Raw genomic sequence first — 17,944 nt, forward strand, 5'->3', positions numbered from 1 at the left:
TTATACTAGTTTTAAAGAAGTTTTTTCGAAATAATTGAATAATTCTCCACAACTTATATTTAAATAAGTGTTTTTTTCAGAAAAAGAAACTGGATTGTTTGCTAGTTTCGTTTGTACATTTATATTTCCTTTCAGCGTATGCTCATTGATTAATTCTTTATCTGAATTATGTAAATGATATTTTAATTGTTTTAGATTTAATGGAGTAATATCTAAATCAGTTTCGTAGTTAATCCCTTTTTTTTCTTTATTTAAAAGAACTTCTCCTTTCGATAAAAAACTTCCAATATTTTGTAAATACCAATAATATTTTGTCTCTTTTTCTATAGAAAAATCTCGATAAATAGGGAAAAATAAATTTTGTAAAATAGGATGTGATTTTAAATACGATTCAAAAAGTAATTTGCTTTCTATTTTTGCTTTAATATCTTCTAAAAGTCGCATACAATATGGACTTTCATAAGTTTTTATAATAATTTCAGTTCTTTTTTGAAATTCTTCTTTCCAAGTTTCAAAAAGTAAAATATCCAAATAATGACCAAAAAAATCTACTTTAATAAAAATTGGAAATAAAGCCATTTCAAATAAAGAAGCTACTTCCAGCATTTTATTTTTAAATTCAGAAGATGTTTCAATATCAACACATAAAATATGTCCATTTTTATCTTCTGTGATATAATTTAATTTTAAATTTTTAGCAACTGTAAAATCACTTACCTCTCCTTCTTTTGTAATTTCTATTCTTTGTGTCGCTTTAAATATTAATTCTTCATCAAATTTTTTAAGTTGAATTTGCTGCCTTATTATTTCTTCTCCAAAAGATGGTTTTTTCTTTTGCTCTAAAATATTAGCAATATAAATTTGATCTTTTTTAATATCGTATTTTGGTAAATACAATTCTTCTTGCTCAGTTAAGTTATGAAGCACACTTATCTGATTTCCATTCGGACAATATCTATTATGGTATAAACACAAATCTTTAACACTCTCAAAACCAAACCTCTTTCTTAAACTTTCTAAAGTATCTCCATTTTCAACATGATAAATATCTCCTTGATATAATAATGTTAAAAGCATATTTTAAAATAATTTAATTTTTTCTCCACTTTGAGAAACGATTTGCTTTTTACTTGTTAATTCCATGTTTTCTTTTGTACTATCTACAGCAACTTTTTCAGCAGTTTCACTTACATTTTTCGCTACACGATCAAACACATTTGTCGCTCTTTGTTTAATATCCGTTGCAGAAACATTATATGTATCTCCTGCATATGTACTTATATTTTCTCCTGCTCCTGTACTTATATTTTCTGAAGCATTAGAATTTATATTTCTTGCGTTATTTGTAATTGATTCTTCTGCTGTTAGAGAAATATTTTTTGCTTTTAATTCAATATTTTCATTTGCAGAAATCAATATAGAATCATTTGCTGTATCTATAAAAACTCTATTATTTTTTCTATCCGTAATCGTTATATTTTCTGCATTTGAAGTATCATCAAATTGAATGGTATGACCGCTTTTTGTAATTATTGTTTTAATATTATTTTTAATTCCTCCTCCTGCTCCAGAAACTCCTGTAAACATACTTCCCATTACAAACGGTCGAGAAGGATCATTATATTCAAATCCAATCATCACTTGATCTCCAACTTCTGGAATAAAAACATGTCCTCTATTTTGTTCTACATAATTACTCACGCCAGAATCCAGGCTCATCACACGAATCCAACTAGTTTTCATTTCTCCAGTCTGCCATTGGAATTTCACTTGAATTCTTCCTTTTCCTTTTGGATCATCATTACTTAAAACGGTTGCTATTTGTGTTTCTGCTTGTGAAAATTCATAATCTAAAACTGGTAATTTTTTAATTGTTGAAGGAACAGCTTCAAAATTATTTTCATATTTTCCTGAACCTGTTGCTCTATGTTTAATTCTTGTAATAAAATATTCACCGTGTGTTTTTTCTTCAAAATTATTTTCTTTTAATAAAGCAGAACTAACTTTAACCACAGAACCTAAACCGATTCCTTGTTTGTGACTTGTAGCGTGTAATCTATGTAAATTTGATGAAATTGTATTTTGTTTCCCAACCAATAATTCATCCATTTGACTTTTGTCTGGAAGTGGTGGAATCGTCATAGTATGAGAACGAAAAGAAAATAATTTATCCGAAGATGTAAAAGCATTATATCCTAATTCATTTAAACCTTCTGAAGTATTTAAGGAAGGCGAAATACTTTCTTGATCTGCTAAAGAATTATAACCATATTCTTGGAAATTATTATGTTTTGCTTCGATAGAAATTTCAATATTAGAAGCATCTTTTCCATATTCTAATGAAATTGTAGATGTTTTTTGAGGTTTTCCAAAAACCAATTTTACACCATCGTAATAAAAACCTTCATGATATGTTCCAGACATTCTTCTTAAAAAATCAAAATGTGATTCTTTATATTGAGATTGATATTCAATAGAAGCATTATATTCTGTATCTACTTTTACTTTTAATCCAACAGAATCTGAAATATCTTCCACAATTTTTTTCAATGGAGTATCTAACCAAGATTGATTATGAGAGCTATTTTCTAACAATATAGTATCTGAAAATCCACTAACCACAATATGACCATGATGACCATATTCATGTGTAAGACGAACTTCTGTTACTTTTCCAATAAACTCTTTTTCTCCAAAACCAAGAACAACAGAAGAACCTAACCAACGTTTGGACTTATCCAAAGTGTGTGATCCTTGTGTTTCTATTGCATCATGATCTAAAATAATTCGAAAAAAGTGATGTTCATTTAAAGATTGTTCTAAAATAATATCTTCAAAGTGGGAAATTTTATTCCCATCAATACTAAGGTTAATTATTGGTTTCAAAGAAAGCAGTTTTTTGAGATAGTTAATAAAAAGATAAGAAAGCTTATTTCCTAAAAAACAAGCAAAAAAATAGGAGTAAACGATAACTTACTCCTATTTTATTTTATAAAAATTAAGCCGTTGGCCAACGATTTTCAATCGCAGCATTTCCAACAGTCATTTCTTCTGCTGAGAAAGTAATTCTAATTTTCATTGGTGTCTCTCCTTTTACATCTAAAGTTTCTCTGTAATATACGATGTAAGCATTTTTGAAGATAATTTCTTTCATTTTAGAATCTTCATCTGTCTTTTTATAAATAACTTTTCCTTCTGTCATTTTAAATTGACTGTTTAACATCGCTTCTAAAACTGAAGTGTCTTCTGTTGATTCGATTTCTACAGTAATACGTCCTCCATAAACTCCAGATGCTGGTTTTCCTTTTTTATCAGTATCTCTACTGAATTCGTAGTTTGAGTATAAAACGTCAAAATTTTTACCTCCTAGTTCCAATGATGCTCTAAATGAACCCATAATTTTTTAAATTTTTAAAGTGAATAATAATTGATTTTACTCGCTTCTTGACTAGTATTGAAGCAACGTTTTTTTGAGAATTAAATCGTCTAGTTAAAAGAATAAAGCGGACGCTATTTAGGTAGTATTTTATTACTGTAAAATCCTTTACAAAACCTATGACCTTTTATTTTTTAAGAAAGAGAAAGATTATAAATTGTCATAAAAACAAGTCTAATATAAAGATTTATTTTAATTATAAAAAGAAAAAGTGTTAAAAATATATGTAAAACATATATTTTTAACACTTAAGTAAACTAAACTTTATATAAATTTATTGTTGTTTATATTCGCTGTGCCATTCCGTAGCTTCTGGTCCTTCCCCTTTGTATCCGTCTAATTGAATCACGAAACTTTTCGCTGGGAAATAAGGTGTAATATGAATATCTAAAAGAACACGATCTTTTTGATTTGGATCTTGTTCAATTTTTAAAATTCTAAATTTTTCAATTAATCCAGATGGTCCTTGAATTCCATCTAAGAATTTTACGATTTGGCTACGTAAATCTGCTTCCGTACGAGTCGTCCAGTTTTCAAATGCTTTACGATTTAAGAAATCAAATAAAACTTTTGTAATATGGTCAAATACTCTAACTACAGAATATGTTTGTAATCCTAAGTTGTCTCCGTTAAATAAAGTTTTAGCAGAGAATGCCATCACTTTACTATATTCGTTTACCATTGGAATTAATCCCATTTTTTCTAACTCTGAAATTTCGCTTTTCTTTAAATCAAAGCGAACACTTTCCACTTCATTAATTCCTCCAAATTTCTTTCCTGCTACTACTTGAGACATTAAAGTTCCGTAAATTTTCCCTGCTAATGCAGAAGACCCAGGAACGTAAAGATTTTCTTCTTCACCAATTACTTCGTCTTTTTTACGACCTAATAACCAGTTACAAGTCATCATTGTATTTGACTTAAAGATATCTCCTCCAGTATGGTTTGCATTGTAGAAAATATCAACTACATCATCCACTGATTCTAAATCTTGGAAATCTGTAATTAAAGTTGCTTTGTTATCGTGTGCAATTTTAGACCATTTTTCTAAAACAGCATTTGAACCTAAATAACCAGGAATATTGATAATAGAATAGTTATTTCTTAAATCTAATCTATCGAAATTTTGTTTTATCTCGCTAGAAATATGATTAATAAATAAAGGATTATCTAAGTCTTTTAGTTGTTCAATATCCGCATTTACAATCGTGATATTCTTAACTTTATCAGATTCTGTATTTTTATAAAATAAAGCAACAGAACGATAAGATCTTTCTAATTCACTTGTTGATTTTAAAGCAGATTTTAAGTTTTGGTGAAGTGTTTTTTCTGCAATATCAGCTTGCTCTAAAGCAATCTCACGCATTGCATCTGCTTCTTTTCCACTGTTCAATAAATCAATCCAAACATTTAAACGGTTTGATAAACTTTTACGTTTATTTTCCCATTGTGCATCGTTTAAAAATATATTTCTACGAGCTTTACGGTCTGGATTTAAATTTGAAAATTCATCTACAATATTCTCTAAAAAAGAGAATCCTCCAAATTCTGCTAAAACATTAACTGCTTCAGCTTTATTCATTTCAGGTGTTCCCTGAGTTGTAACATTTTTTTGTTCTTGCGTTGCTACAGACATAATTTTAATTACAATTTTTTAAAAATTCTTAAATAATTATACACAGAACACTAAATAAATCTGTGTTACTTATATGTAATTTTACAGATTAATAAAATAGACAGCTTATATTATTCTTATAAGTTTTTATGCTTAATGAGTTAATCAAATTCCCAATTAAAGAAATAACTCTTAAGTATATATTTTCAATATTTAACTAATTAAAAATCAGTTAATTAAAATCTTAAAACCTTCGCTGTATTTCTAAAAGATTTTAATTTCATTCAAAAAAGTAGAATCAAATATTCAGAAATCACGCAACAGAAAAAAGAAAAAGAAAAGTGATTTCATTTTGAAATAATAGAAATGCCATTAAAGCAAATCTGAAAAATTTACATAGCTTGTTAAAGGACTAATTATCCTTTTTGTGCTTGGTCGATTTCCGCCAAGGCGTCAGAAAGCATTTGAACCATAGCAGCTCTTGCTTCAGGGTTTTCTAGCGCTTTTCTTAAAGCTCTATTAGAAGATAATTGACGCGCAATCTTGTTATGTTGCTCTTGCTCGATACTAAGTTTACTTAAAAAGTCACTATTCTCTTGAATTGCTTTTGCATTAAAGTCACCTAAATTTGAAAAATTCATTTGCTCTTTTACTTCTGTTCCTTCTTGATCTTGAAATTCTAATTTCACAGAAGGCTTGAACTTATCAAATACATCTTCAACAGATGATAACCCATAAATTGATTCTGGTTTTATAGGTGCTTCAGTTGTTAATTTTTGTACTAGTAAAGTTCTGTTTGATGCGATTTCAGAAATAGATTCACTTGCGTCGGTCTTAACTTCGTTACCCCCTATTCCATAATTATACATAGACATAAAAATGCATTTTTTTAAATTAATTATAAGCTAAAATAAAAAATATTAACAAAATAATGTTAAAAAATTAATTTTTTTTCGATATTTGTTAGAGCTAAAAGAGAGAGACTATGGAATATTTGAAGCTTCCCTTACAATTTTCTGATGTTATTAAGGGAAAAAAACAAGCAAAATGCTCTTTTGAAGAATCGATAGCGCAACATATAATGATACAAGTGTTATCGCAATACGGAGAAGTGGTTTGTAGAAAGGATTTTGGTACGGAGATTTGGGAGTTGGAGTTTAACCAACAATTAAAGTCTTACAAATGGGAAGAGAGTATAAAAAAATCGATTATTCGTTCATTAACAAAATATGAAACTCGTATAAAAAATATAGATGTTGAAGTTAAACTTAGTGAAGTAGAATTCAGAGAAAGTAGATATAGCGCATATAATCAAGTCAAAAAAAAGGCAAATATTTATGTCTATGCTACAATTATACAAAGTGGTGAACCTTTTAAGTTTCATACTTCTCTATTTGTAAGTCCTCTATCTCAATAATTAATTATGATTACAGATTTTAATAAAATCAAAGAGCGTGTTCAAAAGCGCTCAAAATTATTTTGGGGGATTGAAGAACATCAATCAATGGACCCAATAATAGAGCTTATTTTAGATGTTTTTTCTTACGAGCTTTCTAAAATACATCAAGAAATTGAAGTTTCGGATGGTATTTTATTGGAACGTTTAGCCAAAATTCTAGTAAAAGACGAATGGGTTTTACCAAGCCCAAGTCACGCTTTACTTCAAGTTCAACCAATTGAAGTTACGAATCAACTTAATATAAAATCGCATTTCTACATTCAAAAAATGATTCAAGGAGATCATGTACAAACGATGTATTTTACTCCAATTTTTGATTTTAAAGCGATTCAAGCTTCTGTTGTTGCCAAAATTACTAAGCAAAAATGTATTGCCTACGATGAAAATCATTTTGTTGAAGTAGAATTAAATCCTATTCAAAAGCCTACAGTTAAAGAAAATAGTGTTTGGATTGGGATTAAATTACATCCAGAAATTCTAGAAAAAGAAGTAGAAATTCCTGTTTGTATTTTACCTCAAGAAAACGAATTAACTTCATTATTTTCATTGATTAATGTATTTGATGCTGATGGAAATAAACTTCCTTTCCAAAAGAGAAAAACTTCTAAAAAATCGTCAAATGAACATTATTTTGATAATATAAATCGACATTATCAAGATTATCTTTATACAATCGACACAAAAAAGCATGCATTTAAAACAGAATCTATTGAAGAAAAATGGAGTAAATATTTTGATGTAGAAGAAATTGAAGATTTCGCTGAACCTCTGATTTGGTTAGAATTTCAATTTCCAATTGCTTTTGAAACTTCTTATTTAAACAATATAGATATTAGTTTAAATACTTTTCCTGTTGTAAACAGAAAACATGGGTATAAACAACATGAAGTAAAGAAAAACGGGAAAATTATCTCCCTTCTTGCAAAATACCAAGAACATTTCTTGAATGTTGATTCTTTAAATGATGATCATGGAAGAACGTATGATAATACAATGAGAGATGGATTGTCAAATCTGGAAGGAACTTACACTGTTTTTTATGGTGATATTCAACGTTTTGACAAAAGAAATGCAAAAATAATTCTACAAAATGTAATCCAAAAAGTTCGCGAAGAAGGAAGTGCTTTTTCTGCAATGGGTTACGATTTATTAAACACTTATCTAGATGAATTGATTCAAAAAATTGATGTTCTCGATCAGAAAATTCAATACGAATATAAATCCATCGATGCAGATAGTGAACAGCTTTTTCTTCAAACAATTCCACACAAAAACACAGCATTTTTTGAATGTCATTATTGGGAATCAAATGGAGAATGGGCAAATAATATTAAGAAAAACACAATATTAAATCAATATCAATCAAGCGGTTTACAAGTTCAGAGTATCCGATTAAAAACTAGTACAGTTGGTGGATTACTTAAAAACAGAAGCAATGATAAAATCAATAGTTTACGATATGGACTTATTTCGAAAGATCGTATTGTTTCTAATGAAGATATCAAAGGATTCTTAAAAAATATTTTAGGTAAAAAGCTTTCTGATTTAGAAATTAAATCTGGAACTATGATTTCAAAAGATCCAAAAAAAGGAATTGTCAGAACTGTTGATGTTACATTAAAACTCAACAATGACATTATGTTAGAAGAAGAAAATAAAAACCGCTTATCACATTATTTAACTTTGGAATTGGCGCATCGTTCCGTACATCAGATTCCATATCAACTTAAGATTATATAAGATGAATTTGAAAGAAAAAATATTAAGCAGCAGCTTATTATTCATATTAGAACAAGCAAAACAAAAAGCAAAAAAATCAGGAAAACCTACTTTTGGTGTTCCACATTTAGCATTAGCAATTCTTGAAGAAAAATCAGGAGTTAGCAGTATTTTAAAAAGTATTCAAAAAGATGTAGAATACATCAAAGAATGGTTTGAAATGCATTGTGAAATGTATCAATCAAATGCAGAACAACAAAGCGAAGTTTATCCTGACGATTTGGTTGAAAAAGTGATTGATGAATCTGAACGTTCTATGATCAAACTAGGAACAGATGCAATCGATCCTTTATGTGTATTTACAGCAGTTATCAGGCAAGGTGTTGTATATACAAACAAGCAATTGTATTCTTTAGGAATTTCAGAAAATGATTTCTATAAATTATATGATTCAGACAATGTAAAAGTAGCTGATTCTTTTTTAGAAGATTCGGAAGAAGCTTTTATTGAATTGCCTTTTTGTAAAAAATTAAAAACGAAAGAATCTTGTGATAAAGGTGCTTTAATTCTTGGTAGAGATGCTGAAATTCGAACAATTTTAGAAGTAATTCAACGAAAAGAAAGTCGAGGAGTTTTAATTGTTGGAGATCCTGGAGTTGGGAAATCAAGTATTTTAACTTTATTAGCAAAAACATTGGTAGAAACGGAAGTTCCAATGGAATGTATCAGTTTGGAAACTTCTAAATTATTAGCTGCTTCTAATTCTGTAAATGAAGTTTCTAAAAAATTAAGCACAACAATTGATAAAATTTCTCAGAATTCACAACCAAGCATTTTTTGCATGGACGATTTACATGTTTTAATTGAAGCAAATACGGGAAATAATAATACAATTATCAATTTAATTTCTTCTTATCTGGATGACAATTCTTGTTATTTCTTAGCAACAATTACTTCAGATAATTATAGAAAATCTATTGAAAAGCATCCGATAAAACGAAAATTAGAAGTAATACAATTGGAAGAATTGGCAGAAGATATAATTCCTTTATGTATCGGAACATATGTCCAACATCTTTCAAAACATTTTGATTTACAAGTTACGGCGGATGCAATTAAGGAATCTATTCACCATTCTCAACGATATTTTAAAGAAGATAAACTTCCTGCAAGTGCAATTGATTTATTAGATAGAACATTGGCATCTGTAGATTTAAGTAATCATAATTCTTTAAAAACGGTTCAACTTTACCAAAGTAAAATTCAGGAAATCTCTTTAGAAGAAGAAAATAGTAAAGAAGAACTTCAGTTAATTCTTTCTTTGATTCAAAATGGAATGAGTCCTTTGATTCTTTCCAAATTAAAAGAAAATTATGCTTTTGAATCTTCTTTAGAAACAGCAGATTTTAAAGAGCTTTTAATTAAATATACAGATGAACTAATAGAAATTTCTAATTATCCAATTTCAGAAGTTACAGATGAACATATTTCTGCAATTACAGCTGAAATGACAGGAATTCCTTTAGGGAAAATTCAAGCAGATGAAAAGGATAAATTATTACAAATCGATAGTCATTTAAAGAAACGCGTAAAAGGACAAAATATCGCAATTGAAACGCTTGCGGATGCGATTATCGAATCTCGTTCTGGTTTGAGTAATCCAAAACAACCAATTGGTTCTTTTTTCTTCCTAGGTCCTACAGGAACAGGGAAAACAGAACTTACAAAATCCTTAGCTTCTTTACTTTTTGATGATGAAAGTGCAATGATTCGTTTTGATATGTCAGAATTTAAAGAAGAACATTCAGCAGCTTTATTATATGGAGCGCCTCCAGGTTATGTCGGTTATGAAGAAGGTGGAATGTTGGTAAATAAAATTAGACAAAAACCATATTCTGTTGTTCTTTTTGATGAAATTGAAAAAGCGCATCATTCGGTTTATGATGTCTTTTTACAAATGATGGATGAAGGACAAATTCATGACAAACTTGGAAGAACTGGAGATTTTTCTAATGCGATTATCATTTTTACTTCAAATATTGGAAGTGAATGGATTTCAGAGCAATTTGAACAAGGAAAAACACCTACTTCTTCTGAATTAGTAGATATTATGGCTAAATATTTTAGACCAGAATTTTTAGGACGTTTAACAGAAGTTGTTCCATTTGCATCTATTAATAAATCTGTTGCAAAAGATATTTTCCTATTACAATTTAATAAGTTAAAAAAGCAATTACAAGAGCAGAAAAACATTGAATTAACGCTTACAGAAACTGCTTTAGATTATTTAGCTGATAAAGGATTTTCTAAAAAATATGGAGCTAGACCAATTGCTGGTGTAATTCGAACTTATATAAAGAAAAATATTTCAAAAATGATTGTTTCAGAAGCAGTTATTTCTGGTGATACTATTCAAATTGATATTAAAGATAACGCTCTACATTGGGAAAAGGTTTCATAACAAATGGATTTTAGCAAAGTAAAACAAAGTGAGATATTTTATTATCAAGCTGAAATATTCTTTGAAGCATTTAAAGATTTAATCAAAGAAAATGGCGATAAAGAATTCTGGATTAAAAATCAAGGAATTACTTCTAGAGCCTCTTCAAGAGATATTGATGATATTTCCGTATTTACTTATAATGATAACGATTTTGTTAAGGAAGGACTTATTTTACATTTAAGTCGAGATGGAATTTACCATCAACTTCCAGAAATTTTATTTCACCCGATGAACATTGGAAGTCCAAGTATGAGTCATCGGGAAATTGTAAATACAATTAAAGAAAATCGAAAAAAGGAAAAAGAAAACATGAATTTCTTTATTCCTTTTGATACAGAAATATTTCGTGAAAAATTAAATTTAGTAAATCGCTATTTACATATTTATACGGATAAATATGCAAAAAACAATCTTTATTCATTTGCTAAAGAAATGATTGAATTAGATCTTTCTTTACATGAAAATGCAATGTTTAAGCTATTTCAAAATCTATGTAAAGCAGAAGAATTAAAAGAAAATCTTCCAGAATTGGCAAAATTAATCGAAAGTATTTTAGCTCTTGAAGTAGAAATATCTTATACGCCACACTGGATGCATAATATTCCTTTCGAAGCGATTAGTGAGGGAATTTTAGGTGTAAGTTTAGGTTTAACTGGTCCTGTAAAAAGTGATCAAGATGACATTTTAGTTACTATTAAAATTCCCCAAAATTATAGTTATAAAAAAATCACAGAATCTAAGAAATTGATAAAACAAATTCTTGGTTTCTTTATTTTTTCAAACAGAGATATTCAAGTACAAGTTTCTTCAAATCATACAGATGGTTTTGAATTAGGAGAACAATTTCTTGGATACGATTCAATTTTAGAACAATCAACAAAGCATTCTCATAATTAAGAACACATGGCAATACTTATTAAATTTTTTTTACAATTCCTTTTAGTACCAATCATCAGTGCTTTAGCAATTATCATTCTTGGAAATATTGCGAAAGGACGAGCTTTACTAAAGAAGAAAAGACTAATAGTATTTATTTTAGTTCTCGCTATTATTTTAACGCTTCCTAGTTTATATGGATTATTAAAATACGAATTTGTTTGGGGAGGATTATTAGTTACAGTTCTGACTTATTTGTTATTGGGTTATTGTTTTAATCTATATTCCAAAACACAATTATTTCAATCAATCGGTTTTGAAAACAACAAGACTTTTATTTTTAGTTCTTTATCTGTTTCTATTTTAATCGGTGGTTGGCTTTACTATTTATCATTCTCTTATTTAAGTCAATTAAGCTATTCTATTTGGGGAGTTTTCACTTTATTTTGGTTTTTAGTCCCTCCTATTTTTAGCGTTTCAAGACAAAGATATATTGACATTCCTACACCTTTTTACAAACAATGGATTGTAGATTTAAAAACAAATGACGAAGAATTTTGGAATCATGTGGATACTTTTAAATTAATGCAGGTAAATGTAAAAATTAAGAGAAGTGAAAAAGATAATGAATACGCTTCCTTTTCTGTAAAACTACCAGAAAAAGTAGGATTAGGAGTTTGGTTTAACAGATTTGTTGAAGATCAAAATATACGATTTCCTGGAGAGCCAATTGAGCTTAAAAATGAATCCCAAACTTATGGTTGGATTTTTTATACAACAAAATGGCTTCCAATTCCATTATTTACAAAAATGCTCGATTTTGATGGAGATGTAAAAGAGAATGAAATCTCGAATAAATCTACCATTTACATTCGTAGAGTATTAACAGATAATTCCTCTTATTAAAAAAAAACTTACATGAATAATATAAAACATTTAGCAATTAACTGGACGGATGGTGTTAAAATTAATAAAGACCATTTTAAAAACAGTTATTTTCATTTAATCGAAACAATAAAAGAGCAAAACCAAATTTCATTAAACGACTATAATTTTGGTTTATTAGCTCCTTTAAATGGTTATAATAGTCCACTTGTTTTAAAAACAACAAGTGATTCTACAGAGCGTTTGACAATTCAATTAGAATCTTGTCATGCTGTAACGCAAGGTGGTTATCAAATTCTGTTTAGTAGAGAACTTTATGGAGATGATTTACCTTCTATTACTTTAAAAAATGACGTTTCAGAATCTGAAACTTCGTATCATATTCTACTAACAATTCATCCTTTTACACAAATTCCAGTTGGTGAACCAGATCCGGAAGTTATTCCATTACACCAACCATTTGTACTTCCAAAAATTACTTTAGAAGCAGTTTCAGCGGTAGATTTTAATCCAAAAGGATATAAAAATTATTATTTGGTAATTGGAAGAGTAAGTAAAAGAAATGGTGTTTTAAGTTTTGATCATTCATATATTCCACCAATTTCTCAAATTCAACATTTCGCTATTACAAATGATTTGTTGAGAACTTTGACAATGCGTTTAGTGAAAATTAAAAACTACGCTTTAGATATTTATAGAAAAAATAAAAATAAAACAGTTAATAATCCTTTAGTTACAAATACATTTTTATTAAATCATAAGATGCTTTCTTATATCAGTCATCATCTTTTTGATTTTCAAGAAATGGGAAAAAACCAACCTCCTATTTTCTTGCTTCAAAAATCTGCAATTTTAGGTCATGAATTATTATTAGAACTAGAATTGATGAGTGATAATGATAGAGAGCAATTACTTCAATATATCTATGAATGGATTGATGTTAAACCTTCTGATTTAGAAAGTACACTTTCTTCTGTTTCAGAGTTATCTTACAATCATTACAATTTGAAAAATATTTTATTCTGGATTGAAAAATTCACGAGTTTATTAGAAGTTTTATGGCGAAAGTTTAGCGATTTAGAATATATCGGTCAAAGAAAAGAAAACATTGTAATTAGTGAAGATATTCCAGTAGAGAAAAAAGTTGAAAAACAAAAAAGATCTTGGTCTATTATTGATTAAAACTAATTCACATGAAACCATTAAATCATAAAGAACTTTCTCAATCAAAGAGAAAGTTCACTATTGCATTTTCTATCAATCTTTTCATCATTGGAATAGGAATGTTTTTTACATTTTTTATCGCAAAAAAAGGAATGGAAGTTTTGACAGAAAAGCAAACATCTTATAATCATATTTTTCAAAAACAAGCAGCAATTACGTTTGAAATTGATCATATCACAAAAATGTTATATCAATTAAAAAACAAAAATAGAACACTTAGCGAGCATCGTCAATTTCAGGGAATTATCAATGAATTACGAAGCACATTGGAAGAAAATATGGAAAAAGACGGAAAACTCTCTAAAGAGTTTGAGTTATATGGCGAAATGCTTTCTCAAATTAAAGCAATTCAAAATACCATAGATATTTATGAAGAACAATCAGAAGAGTATGAATATAACAAAGAATTACTTGAAAGATGTAGAAAAAAATATCGTGAGGATAAACTTAAAATGAAAGAAGAAGAATGAAAACTTTAAATCAAATCAGTGAAATTTTTTGGAAGAAAATTAAATTCATAATGGTATTTACGTTATCTGTTTGTTTGATTTATATCGTTATCACCAAATTTATTTTTAAAGTTCCAATCACAGACAATCAAGAATTATTAGAATCTATCAAACAGCATGAAACGCTTTTGGAAGATCAGCAAATGCATATTCAAAAAATTAAAGATATAAGAGAACAAATTAAGAATATGGATTTTCAGATTCATCAAGTGCAAACTGAAGATGATATAAAGCGAGCTATATTTCAAATTCGTTCTATTTATAAAGACAATAAAATGAATTCAAAATATCTTTTTAGTATTCAATCTTCGAATTTACTTCAAATGTATTTTGACACACGAGAACAACATAGTTCATTGCAAAAAAATAAAGAAATTATCTTGAATAATTTGAACGAATGTAAGGCAAACATTTAATGTTTCGAATACGAATTTAAAACCTATTATGAAACCAAATAAACTTATTACTTTTCTACTTTTATTAATCACAATTTTATTAGCACTCGCTATTGCAATTTGGATGCCTTTTAAATCAAATATTAGTCATCTGGATTTTTCTATTATCGATTCTAATAAAAATTATCATTTTGAAAAAGGAGAACGCTTAACGATGTTTGCAAATGACAGTACGCTTACAAATTCTCATGATGTCATTTGGTATATGGGAAATGGAGATACTTTAAACAATAAAAATAGTGTTGATTATACTTATGGTTTAAGCGGAAAATATCTCGTAACTCTTGAAGTTGACGAAACATATAAAGTTTCTAGATACATTGAAATTATTTCACTTTCCAATAATAAAGCAATTGATTCTATTCCTAAAATTTATGGTGTAGATTATGGTTATGTTGGCGAAGAATTAGTTTTTTCTTCAAAAGGAGAAGGAATTACTTCTTGGCTTTGGGAATTTGGAGAAACTGGAACAGTAGACGCTTATGAAGGTCAAGTTGTTTATGTTTACAAAACTCCAGGAATCTACAATGTAAAATTAAAAACAAATACATCAAAATATCCTGTTGCTCATCGAATTGAAGTTCTTCCTCAATTTGAAGTAATTGAAGAATCACAACCTGTAGATTCTCTGTCTTTAGCTGTTTTAGATATCAAAAAAAATCTACAAGCTATTGCAAAATCTACAACTTCTGATACCAAAAAGTTTTACAGACATTTAAAATATATTCAAAACAAATATTTATGTAATCCTGAAGAAGTTGTTGTCATTGTAAATGAAACAAAATACAACGATTTCTTTAGTTATTGTCAAGGCTTACATTATTTAGAAGGCGGAGATTCTGATAGAATTGCTATTAAAGATGTTGCTATTGATACTTTTAAATGTGTACAAAGAATTGAAATCACACAAAATATTATTAAACGTTAAAGGAATTTGGAAAAAATGATAAAAATGCAACAATCTACTTTTACTTATTTTTTTGTGATTTTATGTTTCATTTTCTTTCCTCATAAAATTGTTGCACAAGTAGGAAATTATGAAAAAGTCGCCATTAAAAAAGAGCAATCTTTCAATTTAGATTCTTTAATTAAAATAAAAAAAGACAAATCACCTCTGATTGTTTATTCTGATCGTGATGAAAATAAAGCCTTTTTAGATGCTTATTCACAAAAGAAAACAAATGATCAAAAACTATTAGATGCTTATTTTATTATAAATTATAAAAATGATCATTATGAATTAGTCACTTATGATCCAAAAATGATTGGAAAACCAAGTGGAATGTTTTCTATCTTTTATGGTAAAAAAAGAACTTTTAAAGATGCTAAAAGTGTCGCTTATGTTGGTTGGGTTCATAAAGATAAATTACTTTATTATTCCAATGCAAAAATAAGTTCAAAGAATTTTAAACCTATAAAATATGTTTTAGGAATTCATGATAAAGAGGATTTGACAAAGCTTGAAAATTATTTCACAAATGATTCTGTAACCTTATATTCTTCTCCTGCTTTAAGGAAAAAAAGAGGAAAATCACTGAATTCAAACCAATTCGTTTATGTTTATAAATATAGCATGGACGGAAAAAGTGTTTTGATTTCAAATCAAGCAAATATTAGTTATCCGCAAAATGAATCGCAAATTGTCGGTTGGGTTTCTTCAAAATTAGTTCAAAAAATGGGACAAGAATTTGTTTATAAAGTAGATTTAAATGATTCTATTTTTATAAATAAAGGAGAAGTAAATTCTAGGAAAATTGCAGCGATGGAATTGGCAATGCCTTATCTTTTCAACGGAAAAGAGAATCCAAAAAATGAGGACAATGATTCTACAAATGTGGTTTTACCAATTCAGATTTGGGATTTACCAAATTTGCGACTTTTAAATATTGAAGGAGAAGATTTCTTTGCAAAAATTGTAAAACAATTAGAAAAAAATCAATTTAATTTTAATATTCATTTAGTTTTTGATGAAAGTCCATCTTTAAAAAAGTCGCGTTATCGAATGTTAAATGGACTGCAAACTCTTTGGGAATCTTTACGAAACAATCCAAAATACCAACCTTATAATTTTACTTTTAGCGCATCTTCGTATGGAGGTCAAATGCCGTTTTCGATAAAACCAACGAAAGTTTTTCCAAAATTGATTCAGAAATTATACAATCGATTTGACGAAAATGTGAAAATGGATACGATTCAATATAATTATCAATTGACGGATTATTTACCGAAAGATTTTGATAAAAATCCATATACACCAAAAATATTGATTGTTGCTGGAGCACAGAATAAATTTACATCTAAAAAGATTAATTATATTTCTAAAAAATTAGCCGATTCTAATACAAAACTAATTTTCTTACAACTTCGAAATAGATCAGACGATTCATATCAAAATTTTGTTTTAAATGCAAAACAATGGATGTATAAAACTGGAAAATATTATTCTAATGGAATCAAACCATATAGTGTAGAAGATATTCATTTTAGCGATAAAAATCAGATGATTTCTGTTCCGGTGAAAAAGGATAATTTATTTATTTACAATACACCAGACAATAGTAATTATCAAGGTGGAATTGCATTTCCAAAGCCAAATGAAACTTTACGTTCAACCTCGGTTGAAAAAGTTACAGATACAATCATTCATCAAATAATCGTACATCGAAATACACTGATAAAAGATATCAAAGAGCATATTATAAAATTTGGTTTAGTTCGAAGTGATCCAAATAAAAGTATCAAAAATATGCTGGAAGAAGACGATGAATATTTGATAAATAGAAATCATATTTTTGATCGAGTTCATGTGGAAAATAAATTGGATTCTTTACCAAAAAGTAAAGGATATTTATTAGATGAAAATGAATTAACGCAAGCAATTGAAACTTATAAATCTTTTCTGCCAATTTTTCATGGAGAAATCACAAGAAAAGAAAGACGAATTTTATTTAAAATTCTTAAACAAAATATGAAAGGTTTTAATAATCAAGCGTCTAAAAAAGTAGTTAACCGAAAAAGTAAAATAGCAGACCTTATATATTTTAAAACAGGTTGGAAAACACAAAATGATTGGTTTTCTAAGCTTCGTTTAAAAGATATTAAGAAAAAGAAGAAAATTAGTGAAAAAGAGCTTCGTGCATTTCTGGGTGATATTCTAAATAAAGTAGAGTTTTTAGAAAAAAATCGAGATAAATTCAAAGCTTCTTTGAATATTGAAAGTGATATATCTTTCTATTATTTACCAGTTGAAAAACTTCCATAAT

15 protein-coding genes are annotated in these 17,944 nt (G+C 28.0%); 10 read left to right on the forward strand and 5 right to left on the reverse strand.

Annotation, left to right across the window (positions count from 1 at the left end):
• The 5 genes from I1A51_RS06585 to I1A51_RS06605 form a co-directional block, all read right to left on the reverse strand.
• On the reverse strand, window positions 1–1,077 hold the full coding sequence (locus tag I1A51_RS06585; RefSeq protein WP_196892272.1) for a hypothetical protein: 1,077 nt from the start codon (window positions 1,075–1,077) through the stop codon (window positions 1–3).
• 3 nt (window positions 1,078–1,080) lie between these two features.
• Window positions 1,081–2,886, reverse strand: a complete 1,806-nt coding sequence (locus I1A51_RS06590; RefSeq protein ID WP_196892274.1) for a type VI secretion system Vgr family protein — start codon at window positions 2,884–2,886, stop codon at window positions 1,081–1,083.
• A gap of 112 nt (window positions 2,887–2,998) precedes the next feature.
• Window positions 2,999–3,397 (reverse strand): type VI secretion system tube protein TssD, encoded by a 399-nt coding sequence (tssD, locus tag I1A51_RS06595; RefSeq protein WP_196892276.1) that lies wholly within the window; start codon window positions 3,395–3,397, stop codon window positions 2,999–3,001.
• 313 nt (window positions 3,398–3,710) lie between these two features.
• Complete coding sequence (locus I1A51_RS06600; RefSeq protein ID WP_196892278.1) at window positions 3,711–5,072, reverse strand: DUF5458 family protein; 1,362 nt, start codon at window positions 5,070–5,072, stop codon at window positions 3,711–3,713.
• A 395-nt stretch (window positions 5,073–5,467) separates the two neighbouring features.
• The gene (locus I1A51_RS06605; protein WP_196892285.1) at window positions 5,468–5,926 is read right to left on the reverse strand and encodes a type VI secretion system contractile sheath small subunit; all 459 of its coding nucleotides are present in this window, start codon (window positions 5,924–5,926) and stop codon (window positions 5,468–5,470) included.
• 110 nt (window positions 5,927–6,036) lie between these two features.
• On the opposite strand from I1A51_RS06605, the gene I1A51_RS06610 reads away from it, so the two are divergent.
• The 10 genes from I1A51_RS06610 to tssR are packed head-to-tail and all read left to right on the forward strand — an operon-like array spanning window position 6,037 to window position 17,943.
• Entirely contained in the window at window positions 6,037–6,468 is a 432-nt protein-coding gene (locus tag I1A51_RS06610) for a GPW/gp25 family protein (protein WP_196892287.1), read from the forward strand.
• A 6-nt stretch (window positions 6,469–6,474) separates the two neighbouring features.
• Window positions 6,475–8,250: a type VI secretion system baseplate subunit TssF gene (locus I1A51_RS06615; RefSeq protein ID WP_196892293.1), complete on the forward strand. Its 1,776-nt coding sequence runs from the start codon at window positions 6,475–6,477 to the stop codon at window positions 8,248–8,250.
• A gap of 1 nt (window position 8,251) precedes the next feature.
• Window positions 8,252–10,690, forward strand: a complete 2,439-nt coding sequence (locus I1A51_RS06620; protein ID WP_196892295.1) for an AAA family ATPase — start codon at window positions 8,252–8,254, stop codon at window positions 10,688–10,690.
• A 3-nt stretch (window positions 10,691–10,693) separates the two neighbouring features.
• The gene (locus I1A51_RS06625) at window positions 10,694–11,629 is read left to right on the forward strand and encodes a hypothetical protein (protein WP_196892297.1); all 936 of its coding nucleotides are present in this window, start codon (window positions 10,694–10,696) and stop codon (window positions 11,627–11,629) included.
• Window positions 11,630–11,635: 6 nt separating this feature from the next.
• Complete coding sequence (locus I1A51_RS06630; protein WP_196892299.1) at window positions 11,636–12,514, forward strand: TssN family type VI secretion system protein; 879 nt, start codon at window positions 11,636–11,638, stop codon at window positions 12,512–12,514.
• A 12-nt stretch (window positions 12,515–12,526) separates the two neighbouring features.
• Window positions 12,527–13,675, forward strand: a complete 1,149-nt coding sequence (locus I1A51_RS06635; protein WP_196892301.1) for a hypothetical protein — start codon at window positions 12,527–12,529, stop codon at window positions 13,673–13,675.
• Window positions 13,676–13,686: 11 nt separating this feature from the next.
• Window positions 13,687–14,187 (forward strand): type VI secretion system TssO, encoded by a 501-nt coding sequence (tssO, locus tag I1A51_RS06640; RefSeq protein ID WP_196892303.1) that lies wholly within the window; start codon window positions 13,687–13,689, stop codon window positions 14,185–14,187.
• The gene (tssO, locus tag I1A51_RS06645) at window positions 14,184–14,642 is read left to right on the forward strand and encodes a type VI secretion system transmembrane protein TssO (RefSeq protein WP_262895820.1); all 459 of its coding nucleotides are present in this window, start codon (window positions 14,184–14,186) and stop codon (window positions 14,640–14,642) included. Before tssO (I1A51_RS06640) ends, tssO (I1A51_RS06645) begins: the two co-directional genes overlap by 4 nt.
• A 28-nt stretch (window positions 14,643–14,670) precedes the next feature.
• The gene (locus tag I1A51_RS06650) at window positions 14,671–15,609 is read left to right on the forward strand and encodes a PKD domain-containing protein (protein WP_196892306.1); all 939 of its coding nucleotides are present in this window, start codon (window positions 14,671–14,673) and stop codon (window positions 15,607–15,609) included.
• A gap of 24 nt (window positions 15,610–15,633) precedes the next feature.
• Window positions 15,634–17,943, forward strand: coding sequence for a type VI secretion system protein TssR domain-containing protein (gene tssR, locus I1A51_RS06655; protein ID WP_196892308.1), 2,310 nt, complete (start codon window positions 15,634–15,636; stop codon window positions 17,941–17,943).
• Window position 17,944: the final 1 nt, after the last annotated feature.

It is taken from the genome of Aureivirga marina (genome assembly GCF_015767265.1).
Taxonomy (GTDB): domain Bacteria; phylum Bacteroidota; class Bacteroidia; order Flavobacteriales; family Flavobacteriaceae; genus Aureivirga; species Aureivirga marina.

What these genes read in the sequence shown, in the direction of transcription:
- I1A51_RS06585 (WP_196892272.1), bottom strand. Translation starts at nt 1,077, where the DNA reads ATGCTTTTAACATTATTATATCAAGGAGATATTTATCATGTTGAAAAT.
- tssD (WP_196892276.1), bottom strand. Translation starts at nt 3,397, where the DNA reads ATGGGTTCATTTAGAGCATCATTGGAACTAGGAGGTAAAAATTTTGAC.
- I1A51_RS06600 (WP_196892278.1), bottom strand. Translation starts at nt 5,072, where the DNA reads ATGTCTGTAGCAACGCAAGAACAAAAAAATGTTACAACTCAGGGAACA.
- I1A51_RS06605 (WP_196892285.1), bottom strand. Translation starts at nt 5,926, where the DNA reads ATGTCTATGTATAATTATGGAATAGGGGGTAACGAAGTTAAGACCGAC.
- I1A51_RS06610 (WP_196892287.1), top strand. Translation starts at nt 6,037, where the DNA reads ATGGAATATTTGAAGCTTCCCTTACAATTTTCTGATGTTATTAAGGGA.
- I1A51_RS06615 (WP_196892293.1), top strand. Translation starts at nt 6,475, where the DNA reads ATGATTACAGATTTTAATAAAATCAAAGAGCGTGTTCAAAAGCGCTCA.
- I1A51_RS06620 (WP_196892295.1), top strand. Translation starts at nt 8,252, where the DNA reads ATGAATTTGAAAGAAAAAATATTAAGCAGCAGCTTATTATTCATATTA.
- I1A51_RS06625 (WP_196892297.1), top strand. Translation starts at nt 10,694, where the DNA reads ATGGATTTTAGCAAAGTAAAACAAAGTGAGATATTTTATTATCAAGCT.
- I1A51_RS06630 (WP_196892299.1), top strand. Translation starts at nt 11,636, where the DNA reads ATGGCAATACTTATTAAATTTTTTTTACAATTCCTTTTAGTACCAATC.
- I1A51_RS06635 (WP_196892301.1), top strand. Translation starts at nt 12,527, where the DNA reads ATGAATAATATAAAACATTTAGCAATTAACTGGACGGATGGTGTTAAA.
- tssO (WP_196892303.1), top strand. Translation starts at nt 13,687, where the DNA reads ATGAAACCATTAAATCATAAAGAACTTTCTCAATCAAAGAGAAAGTTC.
- tssO (WP_262895820.1), top strand. Translation starts at nt 14,184, where the DNA reads ATGAAAACTTTAAATCAAATCAGTGAAATTTTTTGGAAGAAAATTAAA.
- I1A51_RS06650 (WP_196892306.1), top strand. Translation starts at nt 14,671, where the DNA reads ATGAAACCAAATAAACTTATTACTTTTCTACTTTTATTAATCACAATT.
- tssR (WP_196892308.1), top strand. Translation starts at nt 15,634, where the DNA reads ATGCAACAATCTACTTTTACTTATTTTTTTGTGATTTTATGTTTCATT.